Source organism: Plantactinospora sp. WMMC1484 (assembly GCF_049315195.1).
GTDB lineage: Bacteria > Actinomycetota > Actinomycetes > Mycobacteriales > Micromonosporaceae > Plantactinospora.
This window is the reverse complement of record NZ_CP186055.1, coordinates 6,322,292-6,345,061: the sequence shown is the minus strand read 5'-3', so window position 1 is coordinate 6,345,061 and position 22,770 is coordinate 6,322,292. Positions and strand designations below refer to the sequence as shown.

The 22,770-nt window shown below is 72.5% G+C and carries 16 protein-coding genes; 10 read left to right on the top strand and 6 right to left on the bottom strand.

Features of this window, described 5'->3' with window-relative positions; genetic code table 11:
• Position 1 precedes the first annotated feature (1 nt).
• The 3 genes from ACN28C_RS27295 to ACN28C_RS27285 all read left to right on the top strand — a co-directional run bounded on the left by ACN28C_RS27295 (position 2) and on the right by ACN28C_RS27285 (position 3,176).
• Entirely contained in the window at positions 2-928 is a 927-nt protein-coding gene (locus ACN28C_RS27295) for a carbohydrate ABC transporter permease (protein ID WP_422770375.1), read from the top strand.
• Positions 925-1,821 (top strand): carbohydrate ABC transporter permease, encoded by an 897-nt coding sequence (locus tag ACN28C_RS27290; protein ID WP_422770374.1) that lies wholly within the window; start codon positions 925-927, stop codon positions 1,819-1,821. The genes ACN28C_RS27295 and ACN28C_RS27290 overlap by 4 nt, the downstream gene beginning before the upstream one ends.
• Positions 1,822-1,982: 161 nt before the next feature.
• Positions 1,983-3,176, top strand: coding sequence for a carbohydrate-binding protein (locus ACN28C_RS27285; protein WP_422770373.1), 1,194 nt, complete (start codon positions 1,983-1,985; stop codon positions 3,174-3,176).
• A gap of 72 nt (positions 3,177-3,248) precedes the next feature.
• Here ACN28C_RS27285 and ACN28C_RS27280 read toward each other — a convergent pair whose 3' ends face one another.
• Positions 3,249-4,133 carry a cobalamin-binding protein gene (locus ACN28C_RS27280; protein ID WP_422770372.1) on the bottom strand — a complete coding sequence of 295 codons (885 nt, stop codon included), beginning with the start codon at positions 4,131-4,133 and terminating at the stop codon, positions 3,249-3,251.
• A 3-nt stretch (positions 4,134-4,136) separates the two neighbouring features.
• Positions 4,137-4,490, bottom strand: coding sequence for a hypothetical protein (locus tag ACN28C_RS27275; protein WP_422770371.1), 354 nt, complete (start codon positions 4,488-4,490; stop codon positions 4,137-4,139).
• A 194-nt stretch (positions 4,491-4,684) separates the two neighbouring features.
• On the opposite strand from ACN28C_RS27275, the gene ACN28C_RS27270 reads away from it, so the two are divergent.
• Entirely contained in the window at positions 4,685-6,031 is a 1,347-nt protein-coding gene (locus tag ACN28C_RS27270; protein WP_422770370.1) for an endo-1,4-beta-xylanase, read from the top strand.
• 59 nt (positions 6,032-6,090) lie between these two features.
• Here ACN28C_RS27270 and ACN28C_RS27265 read toward each other — a convergent pair whose 3' ends face one another.
• Entirely contained in the window at positions 6,091-7,632 is a 1,542-nt protein-coding gene (locus tag ACN28C_RS27265) for a family 43 glycosylhydrolase (protein ID WP_422770369.1), read from the bottom strand.
• Between the two features lie 101 nt (positions 7,633-7,733).
• Positions 7,734-9,278: an RICIN domain-containing protein gene (locus ACN28C_RS27260; protein WP_422770368.1), complete on the bottom strand. Its 1,545-nt coding sequence runs from the start codon at positions 9,276-9,278 to the stop codon at positions 7,734-7,736.
• Between the two features lie 113 nt (positions 9,279-9,391).
• On the opposite strand from ACN28C_RS27260, the gene ACN28C_RS27255 reads away from it, so the two are divergent.
• The 3 genes from ACN28C_RS27255 (at position 9,392) to ACN28C_RS27245 (ending at position 12,897) form a co-directional block, all read left to right on the top strand.
• Positions 9,392-9,532: a hypothetical protein gene (locus ACN28C_RS27255; protein ID WP_422770367.1), complete on the top strand. Its 141-nt coding sequence runs from the start codon at positions 9,392-9,394 to the stop codon at positions 9,530-9,532.
• Positions 9,533-9,800: 268 nt separating this feature from the next.
• Complete coding sequence (locus tag ACN28C_RS27250) at positions 9,801-11,273, top strand: family 43 glycosylhydrolase (RefSeq protein WP_422770366.1); 1,473 nt, start codon at positions 9,801-9,803, stop codon at positions 11,271-11,273.
• Positions 11,274-11,511: 238 nt separating this feature from the next.
• Positions 11,512-12,897: an FAD-dependent oxidoreductase gene (locus ACN28C_RS27245; protein ID WP_422770365.1), complete on the top strand. Its 1,386-nt coding sequence runs from the start codon at positions 11,512-11,514 to the stop codon at positions 12,895-12,897.
• Between the two features lie 201 nt (positions 12,898-13,098).
• On the opposite strand, the gene ACN28C_RS27240 is transcribed toward ACN28C_RS27245, so the two are convergent.
• The gene (locus tag ACN28C_RS27240) at positions 13,099-13,689 is read right to left on the bottom strand and encodes a TetR/AcrR family transcriptional regulator C-terminal domain-containing protein (protein WP_422770364.1); all 591 of its coding nucleotides are present in this window, start codon (positions 13,687-13,689) and stop codon (positions 13,099-13,101) included.
• A gap of 70 nt (positions 13,690-13,759) precedes the next feature.
• Between ACN28C_RS27240 and ACN28C_RS27235 the strand changes: the two genes are divergently transcribed.
• Positions 13,760-14,995, top strand: a complete 1,236-nt coding sequence (locus ACN28C_RS27235; RefSeq protein WP_422770363.1) for a beta-ketoacyl-[acyl-carrier-protein] synthase family protein — start codon at positions 13,760-13,762, stop codon at positions 14,993-14,995.
• A 114-nt stretch (positions 14,996-15,109) separates the two neighbouring features.
• Here the strand turns inward: ACN28C_RS27235 and ACN28C_RS27230 are convergent, their stop codons facing one another.
• Entirely contained in the window at positions 15,110-16,108 is a 999-nt protein-coding gene (locus tag ACN28C_RS27230; protein WP_422770362.1) for an SEC-C metal-binding domain-containing protein, read from the bottom strand.
• Between the two features lie 203 nt (positions 16,109-16,311).
• On the opposite strand from ACN28C_RS27230, the gene ACN28C_RS27225 reads away from it, so the two are divergent.
• Both ACN28C_RS27225 and ACN28C_RS27220 read left to right on the top strand, forming a co-directional pair.
• Positions 16,312-19,689, top strand: a complete 3,378-nt coding sequence (locus tag ACN28C_RS27225) for a family 78 glycoside hydrolase catalytic domain (RefSeq protein WP_422770361.1) — start codon at positions 16,312-16,314, stop codon at positions 19,687-19,689.
• 163 nt (positions 19,690-19,852) lie between these two features.
• Positions 19,853-22,627: a family 78 glycoside hydrolase catalytic domain gene (locus ACN28C_RS27220; RefSeq protein WP_422770360.1), complete on the top strand. Its 2,775-nt coding sequence runs from the start codon at positions 19,853-19,855 to the stop codon at positions 22,625-22,627.
• Positions 22,628-22,770: the final 143 nt, after the last annotated feature.

Below are 22,770 nucleotides of genomic sequence, written 5' to 3'. Positions count from 1 at the left end.
GATGGCGGCCCTGCGGCACGGCAAGTACCGCTTCCTCGCCGGGGCGATCCTGCCCGGACTGCTGCTCTACGCGGTCTTCGTGCTCTCCCCGTACGCGCAGGCGTTCTATCTGGCGCTGACCGACTGGACCGGGGTCTCCGGGCAGGTGGAAATCATCGGGCTGGAGAACTTCCGGCGGCTCGTCGACGACCCGCTCTTCCTGGCGGCGCTGCGCAACAACGCCCTGCTGCTGCTCGTCGTGCCGGCGGTCACCATCGGGCTCGGGCTGCTGCTCGCGGCGCTTGTCAACTTCGGTGGACGGCGGGGGAGCGCGGTGCTCGGCGGGGTCCGGGGCGGCGAGTTCTACAAGGTCGCCTACTTCTTCCCGCAACTGCTCTCGCTGCCGATCATCGCGGTGCTCTGGCAGTTCGTGTACCACCCGAACGAGGGCGTGCTCAACGGCGCGCTCCGGGCGGTCGGCCTCGACCTCCTGGCCCGGCCCTGGCTGGGTGACCCGCACCTGGCGCTCTGGGCGGTGGCCGGGGTGCTGGTCTGGTCGTCGGTCGGCTTCTACATGGTGCTCTTCTCCGCCGCGATGGAGACGATCCCGCGCGACGTCCTGGAGGCGGCGGTGCTGGACGGCGCCGGCCGGCTCGCCGTGCTGCGCCGGGTCGTGCTGCCGCTGCTCCGGGAGAACGTGCAGGTCGCCTTCGTCTACCTCGGTGTGCTGGCCCTGGACGGCTTCGCGGTGGTCCAGGTGATGACGGTCGGGCCCGGCGGCCCGGACGGGGCCACCGAGGTCATCGGGCTCGGCCTCTACCGCAACGCCTTCACCTACGGCCGGTTCGGCTACGCCGCGGCGATGGGCGTGGCGCTGTTCTTCCTCACCCTGGCCCTCGCCGTCCTGGCGCTGCGGGCCGGCCGCCGGGAGCGGGTGGAGCTGGCATGACGACCGTCGTCGACCGCCCGGCGCGTCGCCGGCCGCCCGCCGCGCCGGTCCGCCTCCCGCACCGCCGCACCGGGCGGCTCGGTGACACCGCCGCGCACCTTTTCCTGGTCGGCTGGGCAGGGCTGGTCACCGTGCCGCTGCTCTGGGCGGTGCTCAGCTCGCTCAAGACCGACCAGGAGATCCTGACCAGCCCGTGGACGGTGCCGGCGACGCCCCGGTTCGACAACTGGTCCCGGGCCTGGAACGAGGCGTCGATCGGCAGCTACTTCCTGAACAGCGCGATAGTGGTCGGCACCGCGCTGCTGCTGACCATGCTGCTCGGCGCGCTGGTCGCGTACGCCCTGGCCCGGTACGCGTTCCCCGGAAACCGACTGCTCTACTACCTGTTCGTCGCGGGTCTGCTCTTCCCGGTCTTCCTCGCCCTGGTGCCGCTCTTCTTCGTGGTACGCCAACTCGGCCTGCTCGGCACCTATCCGGGGCTCATCCTGGTCTACACCGCCTACGCCCTGCCGTTCACCGTCTTCTTCCTGCACGGCTTCTTCCGGTCGCTGCCCTCGGCCCTGGCCGAGGCGGCCTTCCTGGACGGCTGCTCGCACTGGGGCGTCTTCTTCCGGGTGATGCTGCCACTGGCCCGACCGGGGCTGGTCAGCATCGCGATCTTCAACTTTCTCGGGTTGTGGAACCAGTACCTGCTGCCGCTGGTGCTCAACCCCGACCCGGAGCGGTACGTGCTGGCCCAGGGCCTCGCCGCCCTCTCCGTGAGTCAGGGCTACCGCAGTGACTGGAGCGGTCTCTTCGCCGGCCTCACCATCGCGATGCTGCCGGTGCTGGCCGCGTACGTGCTCTTCCAACGCCGGATCAGGACCGGCCTCACCGCCGGGGCGGTCCGCTAGGCACCCGTACCGTCGCATTTCTCCCACTGCCGCATTTCTCCCACCGTCGCACCTCTCCCACCGTCGCACCTCTCCCACCTGGTCACCATCCGCGTGCCGGGCACCGTCGGCCGGCGCCGCGGCCACCCCCTTTGTCACCCCCAGCGGGAGGAGAAGTCCTCGTGTCAACCAGACCCAGACCCAGACCCAGCGCGCGAAGTCTCGCGGCCGGCGCCGCGGCCATGCTGGCCGCCGGCACGCTCGCCGGCATCACCGCGACCACCGCCGGTGCCGTACCGGCCGCCGCGCCGGCCGCCGCCACCTGCGGCGTTCTCTTCGACGACTTCGGCTACTCGTCGGCGTCCGACCCCGCGATCTCCGCGCGGGGCTGGACCGTCCGCACCAACGCCGGCGGTCCGGGCGTGCCCGGCGCGGCCTGGCCGGCGTCGAACGTCAGTTTCCCCACCGACGGCGGGCAGAAGGTCCTCCAGCTCGCCGCCCGGACCGACGGGACGGCCGGCGGCACCAGCCACGCCGAGTTCTTCCACCAGCGGAAGTTCTACGAGGGCACCTATGCCAGCCGGGTCCGGTTCACCGACGCACCGCAGTCCGGGCCGGACGGTGACCACCTGGTGGAGACGTTCTTCACCATCACGCCGCTGGACCGGCCGCTCGACCCGAACTACGGCGAGATCGACTTCGAGTACCTGCCGAACGGCGGGTGGGGCGAGCAGGGGCCGATCTTCTACCAGACCACCTGGGAGACCTACCAGAACGAGCCCTGGCAGGCCGACAACACGCACACCGCCCAGCGGTCCAGCTTCGCCGGCTGGCACGACCTGGTCTTCACCGTCTCCGGCGGGCGGGTGAAGTACTACGTGGACGGCCAGCAGGTGGCCGACCACGGCGACCGGTACTACCCGGAAACCCCCATGTCGATCAACTTCAACCTCTGGTTCATCGACCTGACCGGACGGACCGGGACCGGGCTGGCCAGCTACATCCAGCAGGTCGACTACCTCTACTACACCGACCGGGAGGTGATCAGCACCGCCGAGGCGAAGAACCGGGTCGCCGCGTACCGGTCGGCCGGGACCGGCCACGTCGACACGGTGGGCAGCGGCGGTGCCTGCCCGACGACTCCGCCGACCACCCGGCCGCCGACGACGCCACCGCCCACCACCCGGCCGCCGACGACTCCGCCGACCACCCCGCCGCCGGCCAACTGCGCGGGTGCGCCCGCGTGGAACTGGGGAACGGTCTACCTGGAGGGCGCCCGGGTGCGGCACAACGGGCGACTCTGGCAGGCGAACTGGTGGACCCAGGGATCCGAGCCGGGGCTGACCGCCCAGTGGCGTGACCTCGGCCCCTGCTGAACGAATGCCGACCGGCTCTCCCCCCATGGCCCCACGGCGAGAGCCGGCGGGGGGAGGGCCGGCAGGTCGCCACTAGGCAATCCGGAGGACAGCGCCCTCGGGCGGCTCGGGCACGGCGTCCGGATGCAGGATCGCGGCGATCGCCTCGACGCCGTCGACCAGTCGGGGGCCGGGGCGGACGACCAGGCCGTCCGCGTCGACCGCCCACACCGCGACGCCGGGCAGGTGGCCGGCCACCGGTTCCGCCTGCTCGGCCGCGCCCGCCAGGTGGAAGCCGCAGGGCGTGACGAGCACGACCTGCGGCGCCGCGTCGGCGAACTCCTGCCAGGTGGTCTGCACCGAGCGGGCACCGGGCCGGGCGGCGACCGGCTCGCCACCGGCCGCCCGGACCAGGTCCGGCACCCAGTGCCCGGCGGTGAAGGGCGGCTCGACCCACTCCAGCACCGCGACCCGGGGCCGCGGCCGGCCCCGCACGGCCGAGGCCACCGCCGCGAGCCGGTCCCGGAGCCCGGCCAGCAGCGCCTCGGCCCGATCCGGCACGCCGGTCCGCTCGCCCACCGCCAGGATGGTCCCGAAGACCTCCTCCAGCGAGTACGGGTCCAGTGACAGCACGTCGGCGCGGCAGCCGAGATGGTCGAGGGCGTCCGTGACGTGGCCGGACGGCAGCGCGCAGACCCGGCAGAGGTCCTGGGTCAGGATCAGGTCCGGCGCCAGGCCGGCGAGCGCGTCGGCGTGCAGGGTGTAGAGGTCGGCACCCGCCGCCATCTGCGCCTTGACATAGTCGTCGATCGCGGCCGGGGTCATGCCGCGGGTGTCCCGACCCCCGACCACGACGGTCTTGTCGGTCCGGGCCGACGGCGGCTCGTCACACTCGAACGTCACGCCGACGAGATCGTCGCCGAGGCCGAGGGCGTAGACGATCTCCGTCGCGGAGGGGAGCAGCGACACCAGGCGCATGGCTCAGCCGCTCCTGCCCTGCGCCGGTCCACCGGCACCACGGCCCGGGTCCGGTGCGTCGCCCACGCCGGTCGACGCTACCTGGTCGGTCTCGGCCCGGGCCGGGCCGCCCTGTCTCTCCGTGGCCGGCGGAGTCAGGGCGGCAGGCGGGGTCAGGAACCGGCGCACGATCTCGCCGGCCAGGGTGATGGCGGCGGTGCCGGCCATGACGGCCAGGGCAGGCTGTTCCAGTGCGGCCGCGCCGATGGCGAGCGCGGTCAGCAGCAACTCGACGCCGAGCAGGACGGCCACGGCCCGTGCCGTCGGTCCAGCCGATCCGTCCGTCCCCGTACGCTGCGGTGTCCGCGTCGCGGTCATCCGGTTCCCTCAATCGACATGGTGAAATTCTGCCGGCGTCGAAAGATCGATGCAAGTGCAGATGCACGTGCATCTGCACTTGCCGGACGACTCGCGTCCGATCATTGCCCATCCGGCCGCGCACCGGTCGACGGTGGCTTCACCCGGCGTACGGTAGGCCGGCCGTATCGTCTACCGACCGATGGAGGACCGCGATGCCGTCCGACACCGACGCCCTGATCCGGCAGCACCGGACAGCCGCCGCGACCCTGACCGTCACCAGCGGGGGAGTCCCGCTCGCCGGCCAGGAGGTGGTGGTCACCCAGCGCGCACACGCGTTCCTGTTCGGCTGCACGGGCTTCGAGTTCATCCCGCTGGCGAACGGCGAGCTGCTCCAGGCCGGGGTGGGCCAGGTGGAGACCGGGGCGGGTCCGGTGGAGACCGGGGCGGGTCCGGTGGAGACCGGGGCGGGTCCGGTGGAGGCCGGGGCGGGTCCGGTGGAGGCCGGAACGGGCCCGGCCGAGCGGCTGGCCGAGCAGTGGCTCGACCTGTTCAACTTCGCCACCCTGCCGTTCTACTGGGGACGCTTCGAGCCCGAGCGGGGCCGGCCGGACACCCGCCGGCTGCGCGAGACGGCGCGCTGGTTCACCGACCGGGGCTGCCTGGTGAAGGGACACCCGCTGGCCTGGCACACGGTGACCGCCGAGTGGCTGACCGAGCTGACCAACCCCGAGATCACGCAGGTGCAACTGGAGCGGATCCGCCGGGAGGTGACCGACTTCGCCGGCCTGATCGACACCTGGGACGTGATCAACGAGGTCGTGATCATGCCGATCTTCGACAGGTACGACAACGGCCTGACCCGGATCTGCCGGGAGCTGGGCCGCATCCCGCTGGTCCGGATGGTCTTCGACGCGGCCCGCGAGGCGAACCCGTCCGCCACCCTGCTGCTCAACGACTTCGACATGTCCGCCGCCTACGAGTGCCTGATCGAGGGGGTGCTGGAGGCCGGGATCCGGATCGACGCGCTCGGGCTGCAGAGCCACATGCACCAGGGCTACTGGGGCGAGGAGAAGACGCTCGGCATCGTCGACAGGTTCGCCCGCTACGGCCTGCCGATCCACTTCACCGAGACGACGCTGCTCTCCGGCCACCTCATGCCGCCGGAGATCATCGACCTCAACGACTACCAGCCCACCGAGTGGCCCAGCACCCCGGCGGGGGAGGAGCGGCAGGCCGACGAGATCGTCCGGCACTACAAGACCCTGCTGTCCCACCCGTCGGTACGGGCGAGCACGTACTGGGGAATGGTGGACGGCGGCTGGCTGGGAGCACCGGGCGGCTTCGTCCGGGCCGACGGCACGCCGAAGCCGTCCTACGCCGCACTCCGCTCGCTGGTCCGGGACGAGTGGTGGCTGCCACCGACCCCCCTCGGCACCGACGAGCACGGCCGGCTCCGGTTCACCGGCTTCCTCGGCGAATACGAGGTGTCGGCCGCCGGCCGCACCGCGACGTTCCGCCTCGACGAGCCAGGCACGACGGCCCTCACCGTCGAGGTGTAAGGAAGGGCCCCCGCATATCGTTTTCTGTTGTAGCGGGGGCCCTTTCTTACACCTGGGTGTTACTCGCCGGAGGGGGCGGGGAGCTGGGTGCCGAGCCGTACCGGGGCGCCGAAGTTGGGGGTGCCGTCGCTGTTCCAGGTGAACTTCTGGGCCCGGGTCGAGCGGTTCATGTCGCAACCGCCGCCCGCCGAGTCGTTCGCGTGGTAGACGATCCAGTCCTCGGTCCCGTCCGGTGATTTGAAGAAGCCGTTGTGGCCCGGCGCGAAGACGCTGTTGGCGTCACTGCGCTGGAACACCGGGTTGGCGCTCTTCGTCCAGGACGACGCGCTCAGCGGGTTGCTGCCGGTGAGGGTCAGCAGGCCGAGCTTGTAGTCGGGGCCCCAGCAGGCGCTGGCGGAGTAGACGATCATCGTGCGGCCGTTGCGGTAGAGCGGTTCCGGGCCCTCGTTCACCGGATGGGTCTGCCGCTCCCAGCTCAGGGTCGGCGACGAGAGCCTGACCCGGGAGCCGCTGATCGTCCAGGGGTTGCTGAGCGGCGTGATGAAGAGGCTCTGCCCGTAGCTGCCGCCCGCGTTGTAGGTGCCGAGCAGGTAGAGGTTGTTGTTCACCCGCAGCACGCTGGCGTCGAGCTGCCAGTCGCTGCCCAGGTCGGCCTTGAAGGTGTACGGCCCCATCGGGTCGCTGCCGGCGCTCTCCAGCACGTGCAGCCGCTGCGTCGGGTTGAAGTCGCTGACGTTCTGGCCGGCGACGTAGTACAGGTACCACCGGTTGCCGTTCGGTCCGTTGATCAGGTGAAACTCCGGCGCCCACATGTTGCAGCAGCCGTTCGGCCGGCCGGAGAGGTTGAAAACCACCTGGTCGGCGGCGCTGGCCAGGCCGGCGAGGGTGCGCGACCGGCGCATGGTGATGGTCGAGTTCCAGGTGGTCGTGGCGAGGTAGTAGTAGCCGTTGTGGTGCTGGAGCCACGGATCGGGCCCGTTCCGCTTGATCGGGTTGGTGAAGGTGCCGGGGGTCGGGTTCGGGTTGCCGCCGCCGACCGAGCCGACGTTGACCATCTGCCACTGCTGGTTGGCGCCGTCAAGGTCCTGGTACTGGGAGACCATCGCGCCGTCCGCGGTGGACCATTCCCAGACGTCCAGGGCCTTGCCGCTGGCCCGGTTCACGAGGCGTACGTAGCCACCGGCCGAGTCGGCGAGCCGGAAGTGCTGCCGGGTGGAGCCGTCGTCGGCGTTCTGCACCAGTTGCACGCCGTCGTTGGAGTTCGGCAGCTCCAGCACCTTGCCGCTGTGCCGGGACTGCACCCGGTAGTAGCCGCCACCGGCGTCCAGGAACCGCCACTGCTGCCAGTTGCCGTCGTTGCGTGCCCACTGGTTGATCGGCGCGCCGTCGCCGGTGGCCAGGTCGTAGACGTCGAGGGCCTTGCCGCTGTGCCGGTTGACCAGCACGTAGTAGACGTTCGGGTCGGCGGTGGCGGCCGAGGCCGGCGGGCCGGCGACGAGGATGCCGGCAGCGGCGACCACGGCGGCCAGCCCGGCGGCGAGTCCGGCTCGCCAGCCTCGCCGCCGGGCCGGGACGAGCCGGCGGGGATCCAGCGCTGTCATGGTGATGCTCCCTGTAGTCGATGCGGTGGTCGATGCGCGGGTTCGATATGTCGTGCTCGCGGTGCGGTGGCAGTTGTGGCCGGCGGTCGTGGTGGGGATTCTCAGTAGACGAAGGGCCAGCCGGCCTGGTCGTAGCCGAGCCGGTTGATGCCGAGCAGCGAGGCGCCGTTGTTGGCGTAGTAGTGGTAGACGAGGAAGTCCCCGTCGGTGTCGGCGAGCACCGTCTGGTGGCCGGGGCCGTGGATGTCGCCGTGCGAGGCGAGCACCTGCGTGCCGCCGCCCGAGGTGAGCGCGGTGCCGTTCCGGTCGACGAACGGGCCGGTCACGCTGGTGGAGCGACCCACCATCACCCGGTAGGTGCTGGACGCGCCCTGGCAGCAGCGGTCGAAGGAGACGTACAGGTAGTAGTAGGAGCCCCGCTTGACCAGCGTCGGTGCCTCGATCGCGCCGCCGTTCCGACCGGCGATGGCCCGGATCGTGTTGTCCGAGCGCTTCCCGGTCGCCGGGTCGAGGGCGACCAGTTTGAGTCCGGACCAGAACGATCCGAAGGCGAGCCACCAGCGACCCTGGTCGTCCACGATCAGGCTCGGGTCGATGGCGTTGAAGTTGTCGGACGTCTGCGACTCGATCACCAGGCCCCGGTCGGTCCAACTGCCGGAGGCGCCGGTCGGGCTGGTGGCCAGGAAGATCGCCGACCGGTTGGAGCCGAAGGTCGAGGCCGAGTAGTACAGGTAGTACTGGCCGTTCCGGTAGGAGATGTCCGGCGCCCAGAGGTTGCGGCTGCCCCCGGTGTAGCCGGTGGTCCAGGGCGCGCCGTTCGGGAAAACCGATCCGGCGTTACGGAAGGCGACCCGGTCGGTGGAGGTCTTCAGCGAGATGTTGTTGCCGGTGTGCGCCACCAGGTAGTCGCCGCCGGGCCGGCGGACCACGGTCGGGTCGTGCACCCCGACGTCACCGGTCACCCGCATCGGCGCCGGATAGCCGGCCGGCGGCGAGCCGGGGGTGCCCGGCCCGGTGGTGGGGGTGGGTGTGCCGGGCCCGGGGGTCGGGGTCGGGCCTCCCGGCCCGCCGGTCGAGCCGACCCGGACCGGTCGCCACTGCTGGTTGGCGCCGCCCTGGTCGGCGTACTGGCTGATTCGGCCGCCGTCGGCGGTGGACCACTCCCAGACGTCGAGGGCCTTGCCGCTGTTCCGGTTGATCAGCCGGACGTGCTCACCGTCCGAGTCGACGAGCCGGAACTGCTGGTCGGTGCTGCCCTGGTCGGTCCACTGGATCACCTCCGCGCCGTCGGCGGTGGAGGAGTCCCGGATGTCGAGGACCTTGCCGCTGTGCCGGGACTGCACCCGGTAGTAGCCGCCGCCCGCGTCGACGAACCGCCACTGTTGCCAGTTGCCGTCGTTGCGGCTCCACTGGACGATCCGGCCACCGTCGACGGTGGACCGGTCGTAGACGTCGAGGGCCTTGCCGCTGTGCCGGGAGAGCAGGACGTACCAGGCGTTCGGGTCGACGGTGGCGGCCGAGGCCGACCGGGTCGGTACGGTCATCGCGACGACGGCGAGCGCGGTGGCGACCACCAGCGCGGTGGTGGTGCGGATGAGCCCGGTCCGGCCCGGCGGGGCGGGCCGGAGGGAAGCGCGAGCCTCCATGAGTCTTCCTTCCGTCGGTCCGTCCGGTGGACGGTGCCGGCCCGCGGCGCCGGGGACGGCGGCACGCCGCGGGTTGACAGGTGTGTCGAGGTGTGTGTCAGTGCCCGCACGCGATGCGGCGCCACGCAGTCTCCAGTCCAGGCGCGCGCCGCAGCGCCGCGGTACGGCACCACGCCGCAGCGCCGCGGTACGGCACCACGCCGCAGCGCCGCGCGGTACGGCACCACGCGCTGCGGCACCACGCGCTGCGGTGACACGCGCTGCGGCACCACGTGGTGTGCTGGCACCGCTGCCTGTGCCGGGGGCGCTGGCACGGCGGCCAGGACTGCGGAAGCTGCTGGCACTGCTGGGCCCGGACTATCGATGATGTTTGCGGTCACACTCTTCGATGTCAAGCCGGAATGCGTTTTCTTCACGATCCATGGATAACCTTGACTGCCCAGCATGTTAGCGGTAACACTCTCCCGTAATGCCGGGGTAACAGGCCGGACGCTCGCCGGAATCGACGAAAGGTTGCTGGTCATGACGCCGAAGTGCCGCAGCGGATCTCCGCGACGACGGACGGCGACGCCATTGCTCGTCGTGCTGGCGATGGTGCTGGCGCTGCTCGCCGGGCTGCCGGTCGGTACGCCGGCCGCCGCCGCTCCGGCGGTGAACTACACCAACCCGCTGGCCAACCAGCGCGCCGACCCGCACATCTTCAAGCACACCGACGGCTACTACTACTTCACCGCGACCGTCCCGCAGTACGACCGGATCGTGCTCCGCCGCGCCACCACCCTGCAGGGACTGGCCAGCGCCACCGAGACGACGATCTGGCGCCGGCACACCAGCGGGGAGATGGCGGCGCACATCTGGGCACCCGAAATCCACTTCATCAACGGCCGCTGGTACGTCTACTTCGCCGCCGGCCGCTCCGACGACGTCTGGCGGATTCGGATGTACGTGCTGGAGAACGCCGGCGCCAACCCGCTGACCGGCTCGTGGACCGAACGCGGCCGGATCAGCACCCCCTGGGACACCTTCTCGCTGGACGCCTCCACCTTCGTGGCCAACGGCGTCCGTTACCTGGTCTGGGCGCAGTCCGAGCCGGGGATCAACACCAACTCCAATCTCTACCTCGCCCGGATGGGTGCGAACCCGTGGCAGATCACCGGCACCGTGACCCGGCTGACGGTGCCGACGTACGACTGGGAGACCCGGGGTTACCGGGTGGCCGAGGGGCCGGCGGTGATCCAGCGCAACGGCCGGATCTTCCTGACGTACTCGGCCAGCGCCACCGACGCCAACTACTGCGTCGGCCTGCTGACCGCCTCGGCGGGCGCGAACCTGCTCTCCGCCTCCGCCTGGACCAAGAGTTCCACCCCGGTTTTCGCCAGCAACGCCGCGACCAGCCAGTACGGCCCCGGGCACAACTCCTTCACCGTCTCCGAGGACGGCCAGAGCGACATCCTCGTCTACCACGACCGCAGCTACCGGGACATCAACGGCGACCCGCTGAACGACCCCAACCGGCGTACCCGGATCCAGAAGGTGTACTGGAACGCCGACGGCACCCCCAACTTCGGCATTCCGGTGCCGGACGGCGCCACTCCGGTCCGGCTCCGCCCGCAGGATCTCGGCAGTTCCTACCTGCGACACTACGACTACCGGGCGCGGGTCGAGGCGAACGTGTCGCCGCTGGCCGACTCGCAGTTCCGGATCGTCTCCGGCCTCGCCGGCTCCGGCTCGGTGTCGCTGGAGTCGACGAACTTCCCCGGCTACTACCTCCGGCACCGCAACTACGAGGTCTTCGTGGAGCGTGACGACGGCTCGGCGCAGTTCCGCGCGGACGCGAGCTTCACCCGCCGGGCCGGCCTGGCCAGCAGCGCAGGGATCTCGCTGGAGGCGGGGAACTTCGCCGGCAGGTACCTACGGCACCGGTCCGGGCTGGTCTACGTCGAGCCGGTGAGCAGCAGCGCCGAACAGGCATCCGCCACCTTCCACCTGGAGTGACGTCCGTGCGCCCCCGGCGAGGCTCCGTCCACCTCGCGAGCGGTCGCAGATGCGCTGTAGCGGCGGTGCGGGTCCGCCGTAGCGGTGACCCGAGTGCGCCGTAGCGCCGGCGCGGGTCCGCCGTAGAGGTCCGCCGACGAGGTTGCGCACCGTGCCGGAGAGTCGGCATCACGACTCTCCGGCACGTCGTCGATGAGGGTTTGTGCTGGTGGGGGCCGGTGTCGGTAAGGATGGAGGTATGTCATCGCCGCTGTCAAAGCCCCGTTCCGCCGTGGTCATCGGTGGGAGCTTCGCCGGTCTCTGCATCGCGCGTACCCTCGCCGACCATGTCGAGCAGGTGACCGTACTCGACCGGGACCGCTTTCCGGACGGACCGCGGCTGCGTACCGGCATCCCGCAGGCGCGGCACCTGCATGTGTTGATCACCTCCGGGCAGCGGGCCCTGGACCGGCTCTTCCCCGGCCTGATGGCCGAGTTGTACGACCGGGGTGCCGTCCCGGTCGCCGCGCCGACCGACCTGCTGTCGCTGAGTCCGAACGGGTGGCGGGAGCGCTTCCCGGCCACCCACACCCTGGTCGGCGCGAGCCGGGAACTGCTGGACTGGACCATTCGGCAGCGACTGTCGGCGGACCCCCGGATCAGGTTCCTCGCCGCCCGGGAGGTGGTCGGGCTGCTCCCCGGCGACGACGGCGCGTCGATCGTCGGCGTGGAGTTCCGGGTCCGCAACGGCGGGTCCGGGACCCTCCGCTGCGTCGCCGACCTGGTCGTCGACGCCAGCGGCCGAGGCTCCCGTACGCCGGACTGGCTGGCGGGGCTCGGCTACGGGCGCCCGGAGGAGACCCGGATCGACGCCGGGCTCGGCTATGCAAGCCGACGGTACCGGCTGGCTCCGGGTGTCGCCGACGGCTGGAAGAACATCATGGTGATGCCGAAGCCGCCGCAGATCAGCCGCGCCGGTGTCCTCTATCCGATCGAGAACGGCCGCTGGATGGTCACCCTCGGGGGCTTCGGGGCCGAGGCGCCGCCGACCGACGAGGCAGGCTTCCTGGAGTTCACCCGCAACCTGCGCAGTCCACTGATCTACGAGGCGATCCGGGACGCCGAGCCGGACGGGCCGATCCACGGCTTCCGGCGGACCGCCAACCACCGCCGGCACTACGAGACGATGCCGCGCTGGCCGGAGGGTTTCCTGGTGGTCGGGGACGCGGCCTGCGCCTTCAACCCCGTCTACGGCCAGGGCATGAGTGTCGCCGCGCAGACCGCGGTGGTGCTCCGTGACCACCTTCGGACCCACCGGGGGCGGTTCGGGCGGGCCGCCCAGGTCACCGTGGCCGGGTGCAGTGCCACCGCGTGGACCATCGCCACCGGTACGGACCTGCGCTTCGCCGCCGCCGGAGCGGTCCGGCCAGGGCGCCGTGGCCGGCTCTCGCACTGGTACTTCGACCGGGCCTCCGACGTGGCCGACCGGGACCCGTACGTGTTGCGGGTGCTGACCGACGTGCAGCACCTGGTCAGGCCGCCGGCGGCGCTGGCACACCCGAGGGTGGCGCTGCGGGTGCTCCGCGGCCCGACGCGCCCGCCACTGTCGGCCCCGCCGGTAACCCCGCTGTCGTCACGCCGGTAACCCCGCTGTCGTCACGTCGGTAGCCCCGCTGTCGTCACGTCGGTAGCCCCGCTGTCGTCACGCCCTGGCCCCGCCTCGCAGGTGACCTCGCCGTCGCCGCGCCGGTAACCTGGCGCGCCGGTAGCACCGCTGCCGGCCCCACCGGTCAATTCGGTCGCGGCCCAGCCCACCGGTCAATCCGGATCGCGCCCAGCCCACCGGTCAGTCCGGATCGGTCGGCGCGCGGACGGTGAGCACGCCGGCCAGGTCGATGTCGTCGGCGCTGCCGTCGAAACCGGACTCCGAGATCAACCGGGCACCGAGGACGGTGCTCCAGAAGGTGCGGGCCTCCACGTCGGCCGGGCGGTCGATGACCCAGCCGTGCCGGTCGAGGATCGCGGCGAGGTAGCTCTGTGCCTTGCGGAAGAGCACCGCGAGGCTCTGTTCGGCCACCGGCCGCAGCTCGCGGCGGCGCCTGGTGATCGACATCGCCTGCACCGCGATGGGGACCGCCGGCAGGGTCAGCGCGCTGCGGGCCAGCGCCGTGCGGAACGCCGCCGGGGTGCGTCGGCGCAGGCCGACCGGCTCCAACCGCTCGGCGTCCCGGAGCAGCAGCATGAAGGCGGCGTGCACGAACAGACCGTCCTTGGAGCCGAAGTAGTAGGTGATCTGGTGCGGGTGGGCCGAGGCGGCGGCGGCGATCTCGGCCACGCTGACGGCGTCGAAGCCGCGCTCGGCGAAGAGGGCGGCGGCATGTTCGAGGATCTGCGCGCGGGTACGCCGGCCACGGGCCCTGGGCGGCTCGGTGGACATCTCTTAGTTGTATGCGATACAACTTGCGGAGGACAAGGGGACGCACCGCGGACACGACGAGGAGATCAGCATGAGCGGCCGGGAGGTCGTCGTCACCGGACTCGGCGCCACCACCCCGCTCGGCGGGGATGTCGACTCTCTCTGGCAGGGGATGCTCGCCGGCCGCTCCGGCGTACGCCGCGTCGACGACATGATGGCCTCCTTCCCACACACCGAGGACCTGCCGACGAAGATCGCCGCCCCGATGGCCGTCGCGCCGGACTCGGTGCTGCCCCGGGTGCAGGCCCGCCGGATGGACCGCTGCCAGCAGGCCGCGCTGGTCGCCGCCCGGCAGGCGTGGTCCGACGCCGGCGGCCCCGAGGTTGATCCGGCGCGCCTCGCCGTGGTGATCGGCACCGGGATCGGCGGCGTCTCCACGCTGCTGGCCCAGGACGACGTGCTGGAGCAGAGGGGGCCGGCCCGGATCTCCCCGCTCACCGTGCCGATGCTGATGCCGAACGGACCCGCGGCCTGGGTCAGCCTGGAGTACGGCGCCCGGGCCGGCGTCTACACCACCGTCTCCGCCTGCGCCTCCGGCGCCGAGGCGCTGGCGCTGGCCGTCCGGCTGATTCGCTCCGGCGAGGCCGATGTCGTGATCGCCGGTGGCGCGGAGGCGGCCATCGCACCGCTGACCATCGCCGGCTTCGCCCAGGCGCGCACGCTGTCGAAGCGCAACGACGAGCCGGAACGGGCCTCCCGCCCCTTCGACGTCGACCGGGACGGCTTCGTGCTCGGCGAGGGGGCGGGGGTGATGATCCTGGAGCGGGCGGACTTCGCGGCGGCGCGGGGCGCGCGGGTGATCGGCCGGCTGGCCGGTTACGGCATCACCGCCGACGCCCACCACATCACGGGTCCGGACCCGAGCGGCGCCGGACAGATCCGGGCGATCCGTAACGCCGTGACCGACGCCGGGCTGCAACCGGCCGACGTCGGCCACGTCAACTGCCACGCCACCTCCACCGTGGTCGGCGACGTCGGCGAGGCGAGCGCCATCCAGCAGGCGCTCGGTGTCGAGGTCGTGCTCACCGCGCCGAAGTCCAGTCTCGGTCACCTGGTCGGCGCGGCCGGCGCGGTGGAGGGCATCCTCACCCTGCTCTCGGTCACCAACGGCGTCATCCCGCCCACCCTGAACCTCGACCACAAGGCCCCGGAGGTCGAGTTGGAGGTCGTCAGCGGTGCGCCGCGCGAGCAGCGGATCGACGCGGCGCTCTGCAACTCGTTCGGCTTCGGCGGGCAGAACGTCTCGCTGCTCTTCACCGCCAACTGACCCGGTCACGCGGCCGGCCGGGCCGGAGATGCCGTGCTGGACCCGGCGCCTCGCGGGCGCGGCGGGGCGCTCGTCCCACGCCGCGCCGATCAGGCAGGAACGAACGGGTCGCCGTTACCCTCGGGTACGCGGCAGGCAGCACTTCTTGTACTTGAGACCCGACCCGCACCAGCACGCCTCGTTCCGCTCCGGCGGCCACGGGAGCTGCGCCCCTCGTCCGACCAGCTCGGCTGCGTAGCCGGCCCGGGTCGACGTTCCGGCGGGATCCGCACCGGTTCGTTCGGCGTGCCCGGCCAGCCCGTCGACCTCGCCGCGCAGCGGGCCGACCCCGACCCGGCCCGAGTCGGCCAACCGGACCAGTTCCCGCTGGATCCGGGCCCGGTGCTCGTCCCAGTCCCGCCCGTACGCCTCGACCGAGCCGGGCCAGCGCGCCAGCAGCGCCCCGAACTCCTCGCGGGGCAGGAAGAGCCGCTCCGCCGGGTCCGGCTCGGTCGCCGTGGTGGCGGTGCGGAACAGTTCGTTCTCCAGCCGGTCGGCCAGGTTGTCGTTCTGGTCGTGCGGCAGGGCGAGTTCGCGGCGCACCCGGTGCCGCTGTTGCAGCAGAAAGAAAAGCAGTCCGGCCGCCTCCTGCGCGGTCGGTTCGGCGGTGCGGTCGCGGAGTGCGGTCTCCACCGCCTCGGTGAGCCACTGCTCGGCGAGGTCGGTCCGGCCGCCGACCTCCAGCGCGGCGCTGAGGTAGGCGGCGGCGTCCGGCTGCGAGTCGAGCAGCGGGCGCAGCGCGCTGAGTTCGGCGAGCGCCTCGTCGGACCGGCCGGTGCGGAACAGGATCCGCGCGTGCAGGGCCCGGGCGAAACCGGCGTCCGGCCCGGTGTGCTCCGCGTACGCCTGCACGGCGCGGTCCGCGTACCGCAGCGCGGCGTCGAGCCTCGCTCTGGTCTCGGCGATCTCGGCGGCCAGGGTCAGGGCCCGGCCGGTGTCGGCCGGGTCGGCGAGCCGCCCCTGCTCGACCGCTTCGGCCAGCTCGGCGGCGATGCCCAGCGGGTCGGCCGTGCCGAGTGCGGACTGCTGCAGCTCGGTCAGGTCTGCGCTGGTGAGAACGTCTTTCGTTGGCACGGCTTCACGGTACTGCGGCAAACCGGCCCGGCCGGCCCGGTCCGGAGGTAACCCGCCTCACGTGGCCCCTGCGACAGGCCGCGGCGGAGCGCCGCAACGGCCGGCGGCTGCCGGGGCCTGGCCGGATCCGGCCAGCCCGGCGTCTTCCGGCGGAGCCGCCCGCGGCGTTAACCTGCCTGAAACGATTCAGGCAGGAGGTCGGGGTGTACCAGCCCAACGCCGCCCAGAACCCTGAGCAGAACCGCGCGCAGAACCCTGAGCAGAACCGCCCGCAGGGCCTTGACCGGAGCGCCGAGCGCGCCGCCGCTGCGACCTCGGGGCTGTCCCGCCGAGGGCTGCTCGGCACCGGCGGTGCCCTCGCCATCGGCGCCACCGCCTCCGGATCCGCGTTCGGCGCCACCGTCGCATCCGGAGCCGTGCTCGGCACCGCCGTCACCCCGGCCACCGCTGCCGGAGCCACCGGTCCCAGCGGACCGTCCGCCCCGGCGGGGCTGCTGACCTCTCTGTTGGACGATCCACTCGGGATCGCCGCCGACCGTCCCCGGCTGAGCTGGATCGTGCCGGCGCTCGGCCGCGCGCCCCGGCAGTACGCCTACCAGGTGCAGGTCGCGCATGCCGCGCCCGAACTGTTCCGCCGGGGCGGGGTGGTCTGGGACAGCGGCCGGGTCGTCTCCGCCGACTCCACCGCCGTGCCGTACGCCGGGCCCCCGCTGCGTCCCGGTTCGGTCTACCACTGGCGGGTGCGTACCTGGGCGGACCCGGGACGGGTCTCGGCGTGGTCCGCGCCGCAGCGGGTCGTCACCGCCGCCGGGGACACCTGGGCCGCCGAGCCGATCTGGGCCCCCGACGGCACGCTCCGACTCGGCGACGGCACCTTCGAGGTCTCGGTGACCATCACCTCGGTCGCCGCCAGCCTCTGGTTCCGGGCGCAGGACACCGCCAACAACTATCTCTGGCAACTCCGGGCCGGCACGCCCGGGGTGCTGCGTACGCACGTGCAGCGCAACGGCAGCTACACGGTGCTGGCCGACAGGCCGCTGCCCGAGTCCGTGCCGGTGGGGACGCCACTGCGGCTGCGGGTCGACCTCGCCGGCCCCACCATCCGGACCTACCTCGGAGACGTGCTCGTCGACACCACCGTGGACAGCACGTACGGCGCCGGCAGTATCGGATTCCGCAACGGCAGCACCGAGGCGCAGCGGTTCCACTCCGCCACCTTCACCGACCCGACCGGTGCGGTGCTGGTCGACGAGGACTTCTCGACCGGACCGGGGGTGTTCGCACCCGGTGGCGGCGCCGTCAGCGAGGGTGACCTGGTCCTCGACCGGGGCCGTTCGGTGCTGGCGACGCTCGGCGAGAGCAACGACTGGGCGCTGCTGCGTACCGAGGTGGTGCTGCCGGCAAAGCCGGTGGCCGCCGGCTACGTCTACGCGACCGGCCAGTCGCCCGAGCCGGCCCGGCAGTACGTCTACCAGCTCCGGGTCAACGACGAGATCGCCGGGGTCGGCCCGGTCCGGGCGATGGCGGGGGAGGCCCGCTACGCCACCCACGACGTGACCCGGCTGCTGCGGCCCGGCCGCAACGCGCTCGCCGCGCTCTGCTACTCCGCCCGGGAACGAGCCTTCCTCGCCCAACTCGTCGTGGTCTACACCGACGGCACCCGGCAGGTCTTCGGCACCGGCGAGAGCTGGCGCGCCCGCCGGGCCGGGTCGTGGCGGCCACCGGCGGGCTTCACCGGCGGCGGCTACTACCAGGCGCCGCAGGAGTACCTCGACGCCCGGCGGGAGCCGGTCGGATGGACCCGGGCCGGCTTCGACGACTCCGGCTGGCAGCCGGCGGCGGCCGCCCCGCTGACCCGGCCGCTGGAGCCGGCCTGGGTCGGCAACCTGGAATACCGCTACCGGGGCCCGGTCGAGGTGCACCGGCTCGAACCGGGGCGCTGGCTCTTCGACCTGGGCCGGGAGGTGGTCGGTGGCCTCCGGCTCTCGGTCGCCGGCACGGCCGGGCAGACCGTCGAGGTCCGGCTCGGCGAGGAACGCACCGAGACCGGTGCCCGGTACGAGCTGCGGGCGGGGCAGACCTATCGGGAGGTCTGGACCCTGCGGGACGGTTGGCAGCGGCTCGAACACTGGGGCTACCGGGCCTTCCGCTGGGTCGAGCTGGTCGCCGACCCGGCGCTGGAGCTGACCCGTTCGGTCGAGGCGGCGGTGCTGACCCTGCCGTGGCGGGACGGGGATGCGGCGTTCGAGAGCTCCGACCCCGACCTGGACCGGGTCTGGGAGATGTGCCGGTACTCGATCGAGGCGACCCGGCAGGACCTCTACCAGGACACCCCGACCCGGGAACGCGGCCCGTACGAGGGTGACGCCATCGTCAACCAGCTCTCCGAGTACGCCACCCAGCGGTCGTACGCGCTGGCCCGGTACTCCACCTCCTACCTGGCCCGGCGTCCCACCTGGCCGGCCGAGTACCGATTGCAGACCGTACTCACCGCCTGGCAGGACTACCTGGCCACGGGTGACCCGTCGAACCTGGCCGCCGACTACGACCTCTTCGTCGACCGGCAGCTCGACGAGGCGTTGAACCCGGCCGGCCTGGTGGAGAAGGACCCGGGAAGCTCCAGCCAGTCCAACGCCGACCTGGTCGACTGGCCGGCGAGCAACCGCGACGGGTACGTCTTCACCCGGGTCAACACCGTGGTCAACGCCTGGCAGTACGCCGCCTTCGAGGCGCTGGGCCGGATCGCCGGAGTCCTCGACCGCCCCGCCGACCGGGAGCGCTACGCCGGGCTGGCCGCTCGGCTGCGCGGCGCGCTCAACGCCGAGTTGCTCGATCCGGACGTCGGCGCCTACCGGGACGGGATCGGCACCGACCACCGGGCGCAGCACGCCACCGCGTTCCCGCTCGCGCTCGGGGTCGCGGAGGAGCGGCACGTCCGGGCGCTGGGTGAGTGGCTGGCCGCCGGTGGCATGCGGGTCAGCGTCTACGGCGCGCAGTTCCTGCTGGAGGCGCTCTACCGGGCCGGTCTGGCCGATGCCGCCCACGCCCTGCTGACCAGCCGGGAGCAGTCCTCCTGGCTGCACATGATCGACGACCTCGGCGCGACGATCCTGACGGAGGCGTGGGACCCGTCGATCAAGCCGAACACCACCTTCTCGCACGCCTGGGGCTCGGCGCCGGCCAACATCGTGCCCCGGTTCGTCGCCGGGGTACGACCGCTCGCCCCCGGCGCCCGCGAGCTGCTCGTCGCCCCGCAGCCCGGCCCGCTGCGCTGGCTGCGCGCGACCGTCCCGACGGTACGCGGACCGGTCCGGGTGCGGCTCGACCGGCAACCTGGGCGGCCGGGGCGACCAGAGCGACAGCCCGGGCGGCCAGAGCAATCGCACCTGACCGTCACACTGCCGCCGAACGTGACCGGGCGGATCGAGCTCGACCTCGCCGTGTTCGGCGTCGTCGACGTCCGGCGGCTCCGGGTGCGCTCCGACGGGCGGGCACCGGAGCGGGAGGTGGCCGCCGGACGGCTCGTGCTGACCCGGGTCGAGCCCGGCACGACCGAGCTCACCTGGCCAGCCCGACGCTGAGCGGCCCGCCCGCACCAGGTCCGCGACGCTACGACCCCGCACCCCGAGACGGTTACGACCCGCACCGCACCGAGGAGAGCCAGTGGCAGGACGACGATTGGCACGACAGCGATTGGCAGGACGGCGATTCGCACGACGACGATTCGCCAGGCTGGGCAGCGCTTTGCTGGTCACCGCCGTACTCCTGGCGGGAGGCACGCTCGCCGGTGCGCCACCGGCGATGGCGACCCGGGGACACGGGCCGGGCACGCCGGGCCGGGGACACGCGCCGGACGCGCCGACCGGGCTGACCGTGGACGACCGGGCACGGCCGCTGAACGTCGAGGGGATGCCCCGGTTCGGCTGGCTGCCCCGAGACCGCGACCCGGGCGAGGTGCAGACCGCGTACCGGTTGACGGTCTCGACCGCCGGCGGCAGGCTCGTCTGGGACTCCGGCAAGGTCCGCTCCGCCGCGCAGTCCTACGTGCCGTACGCCGGCCCGGCGCTGGCGCCCGGCACGGCGTACCGGTGGAGCGTCCGGACCTGGGACCGGAACGACCGGAGCTCGCCGCCGGCCGGCGGCAGCTTCGAGACCGGGATCTCCGACGCCGAGTGGGAGGGGGCGAACTGGATCCGCCGGGTCACCGGGGACGCCGACGACTACACGCTGGCCCGCACCGAGGTGTCGATCGGGCGTAGCCGGGTGGTCCGGGCCCGCGCCTACACCGCCGCCGACCACACCTTCGAGCTCTACCTGAACGGCCGGCGGGCCGACCGGGGCACCTCGTTCGGCTACCCCGGCGAGGACTACTACCAGGCCGCCGACGTCACCGACCTGGTCAGGGCCGGCAGGCCGCTCGCGATCGGCATCCGCTACCACTGGTACGGCGGCGGCCAGGGCCGCCCCGCCGGGGCTCCCGGGGTGCTGATGAAGCTGGTCGTCGAGCACGCCGACGGCACCAGGCGGGTCGTCGTCACCGACGGGTCGTGGCGGGTCACCCGGGACGGACTCTTCCCGGCCGGCTCCGGCCGGCGCAACGGCGAGGGCGACCGGATCGAGCGCCAGGACGCCCGCGCCGAGATCGTCGGCTGGAGTTCACCCGGGTACGACGACTCGACCGCGTCCTGGGCACCGGCGGTGGTGGTCGGGGCGCACCCGACGACGGAGTACCCGCATCTGATCGGCCAGGAGACGCGGCTGGCCGAGCGGACCGTCGCACCGGTCGCGCTGACCACCGCCGCCGACGGCACGGTGGTCGCGGACTTCGGCGTCGTCGTCCCGGCCCGCCCGGCGGTACGGTTCGACGCCGGTGTCGCCGGCCGGACCGTGCCGATCCGGGCCGGCTACAACCTGAACCCGGCCACCGGCCGGGTCGAGACCTCCACCCTGCTCTCCCAGGGCACCGACATGAGTTTCCCCTACACGCAGAAGGAGGGTGGGCAGGAGTTCCGGGCCTTCACCCACCTCGGCTTCCGCTATCTGGAGATCCCGGACGCGGGCGAGCGGATCGACCGGCGCGACGTCTCGGCGGTGCTGGTGCACACCGACACCCCGGCCGGCCGGGAGGGCAGCTTCCGCAGCTCCGACCGCACCCTGGACAGGGTGTGGGAGATGCTGAAGCGGTCGGCGATCTATTCGGTGCAGGAGGCGTTCGTCGACACGCCGACCCGGGAGAAGGGCCAGTTCCTCGGCGACGCGGCCGACATCTCGTACGCCACCATGGGCGGCTTCGCCGAGCGGGACGCCACCCAGCAGGCGATCCGGGAGTTCCTCGGATCGGCGGAGCGGTTCTGGAACAGCGGCAACGATCTGGGGCGCTACAACGCGGTCTATCCGAACGGCGACGGCAAGCGGGACATCCCCGACTACTCGCTGATGTTCGTGGACTGGGTCTGGCGCTACTACTCCGAGACCGGGGACGCCGGGCTGCTCGCCGAGGCATACCCGTCGATCCGGCACACCGCCGACTACGTGCTCCGGCACATCCCGGCCGACGGTCCGACCGCCGGCCTGGTGACCCGACTCTCCGGCGGCAGCGGCGCCTACCAGTACGGCATCGTCGACTGGCCGGAGCCGGGCCGGTTCGGCTACGACATGAGCGCCGCCGCCCGGACCACCATCAACGCCCAGGGCGTGGACGTGCTGCGTACCGCCGCCCGGATGGCGGAGGCACTGGGCCGACCGGCCGGGGAGGCGACCGGTTACCGGGCCCGGGCGCAGGCGCTGATCGAGACGATGAACGCCAGGCTGCGCCGCCCCGACGGCGTCTACGTCGACGGCCTCTCCGCCACCGGCGAGCAGAGCACGCACGCCGGCCAGCACAGCACCTCGTACGCGATCGCGCACGGTGTGGCACCGGAGGCGGACCGTCCGGCACTCGCCGGCCATCTGGCGTCGATGGGCATGAAGCAGGGGCCGATGACGGCGCACTGGCTGCTCGCCGCACTCGGCGAGGCGGGCCGGGCGGACGCCGTACTCGACCTGCTGACCGATCCGGACGACCTGGGCTGGGCGAACATCCTCGCCCAGGGCGGCACCTTCACCTGGGAGGCCTGGACCCTCGATCCGGGCACCAACTTCAGCCAGTCGCACGGCTGGGGCGCGCAGGCGCTTGTCGACGTGCAGGAGACCCTGCTCGGGGTGCGCACCGCGACCCCGGGTGCCGGTCGGGTCGACGTCGTGCCCCCGGCGACCGGCCTGGCGTACGCCACCGGGACGGTGCACACCCAGCGAGGTCCGGTAACCGTGCAGTGGCGGCGCAGCGGTGCCGGGGTGCGGGTGGAACTGGACGTGCCGGTCAACGTCACGGCCCGGGTTGCGCTGCCGGTGGCGCCGGGCAGCGCGTACCGGGCGTCGGGGCCGAGCCGGGCGACCTTCGTCGGCGTCGACGACGGCCGGGCGCTCTTCGAGGTCGGCTCCGGCCGGTCGAGCTTCGTCCCGACCGGCCGGAGCCACTGATCGACTTCCGCCGTCGTGGCCCGGCCCAGCCTCGCGCGGGGTCGGGCCACCGTCGTGTGCGGGTCGGGCCTGCCGGGCCAGAGTGTCGCACCTGACCCGTAAATTCCTGGACGTCAACCTCGCTTGAGATCCTAGGGTCAGGT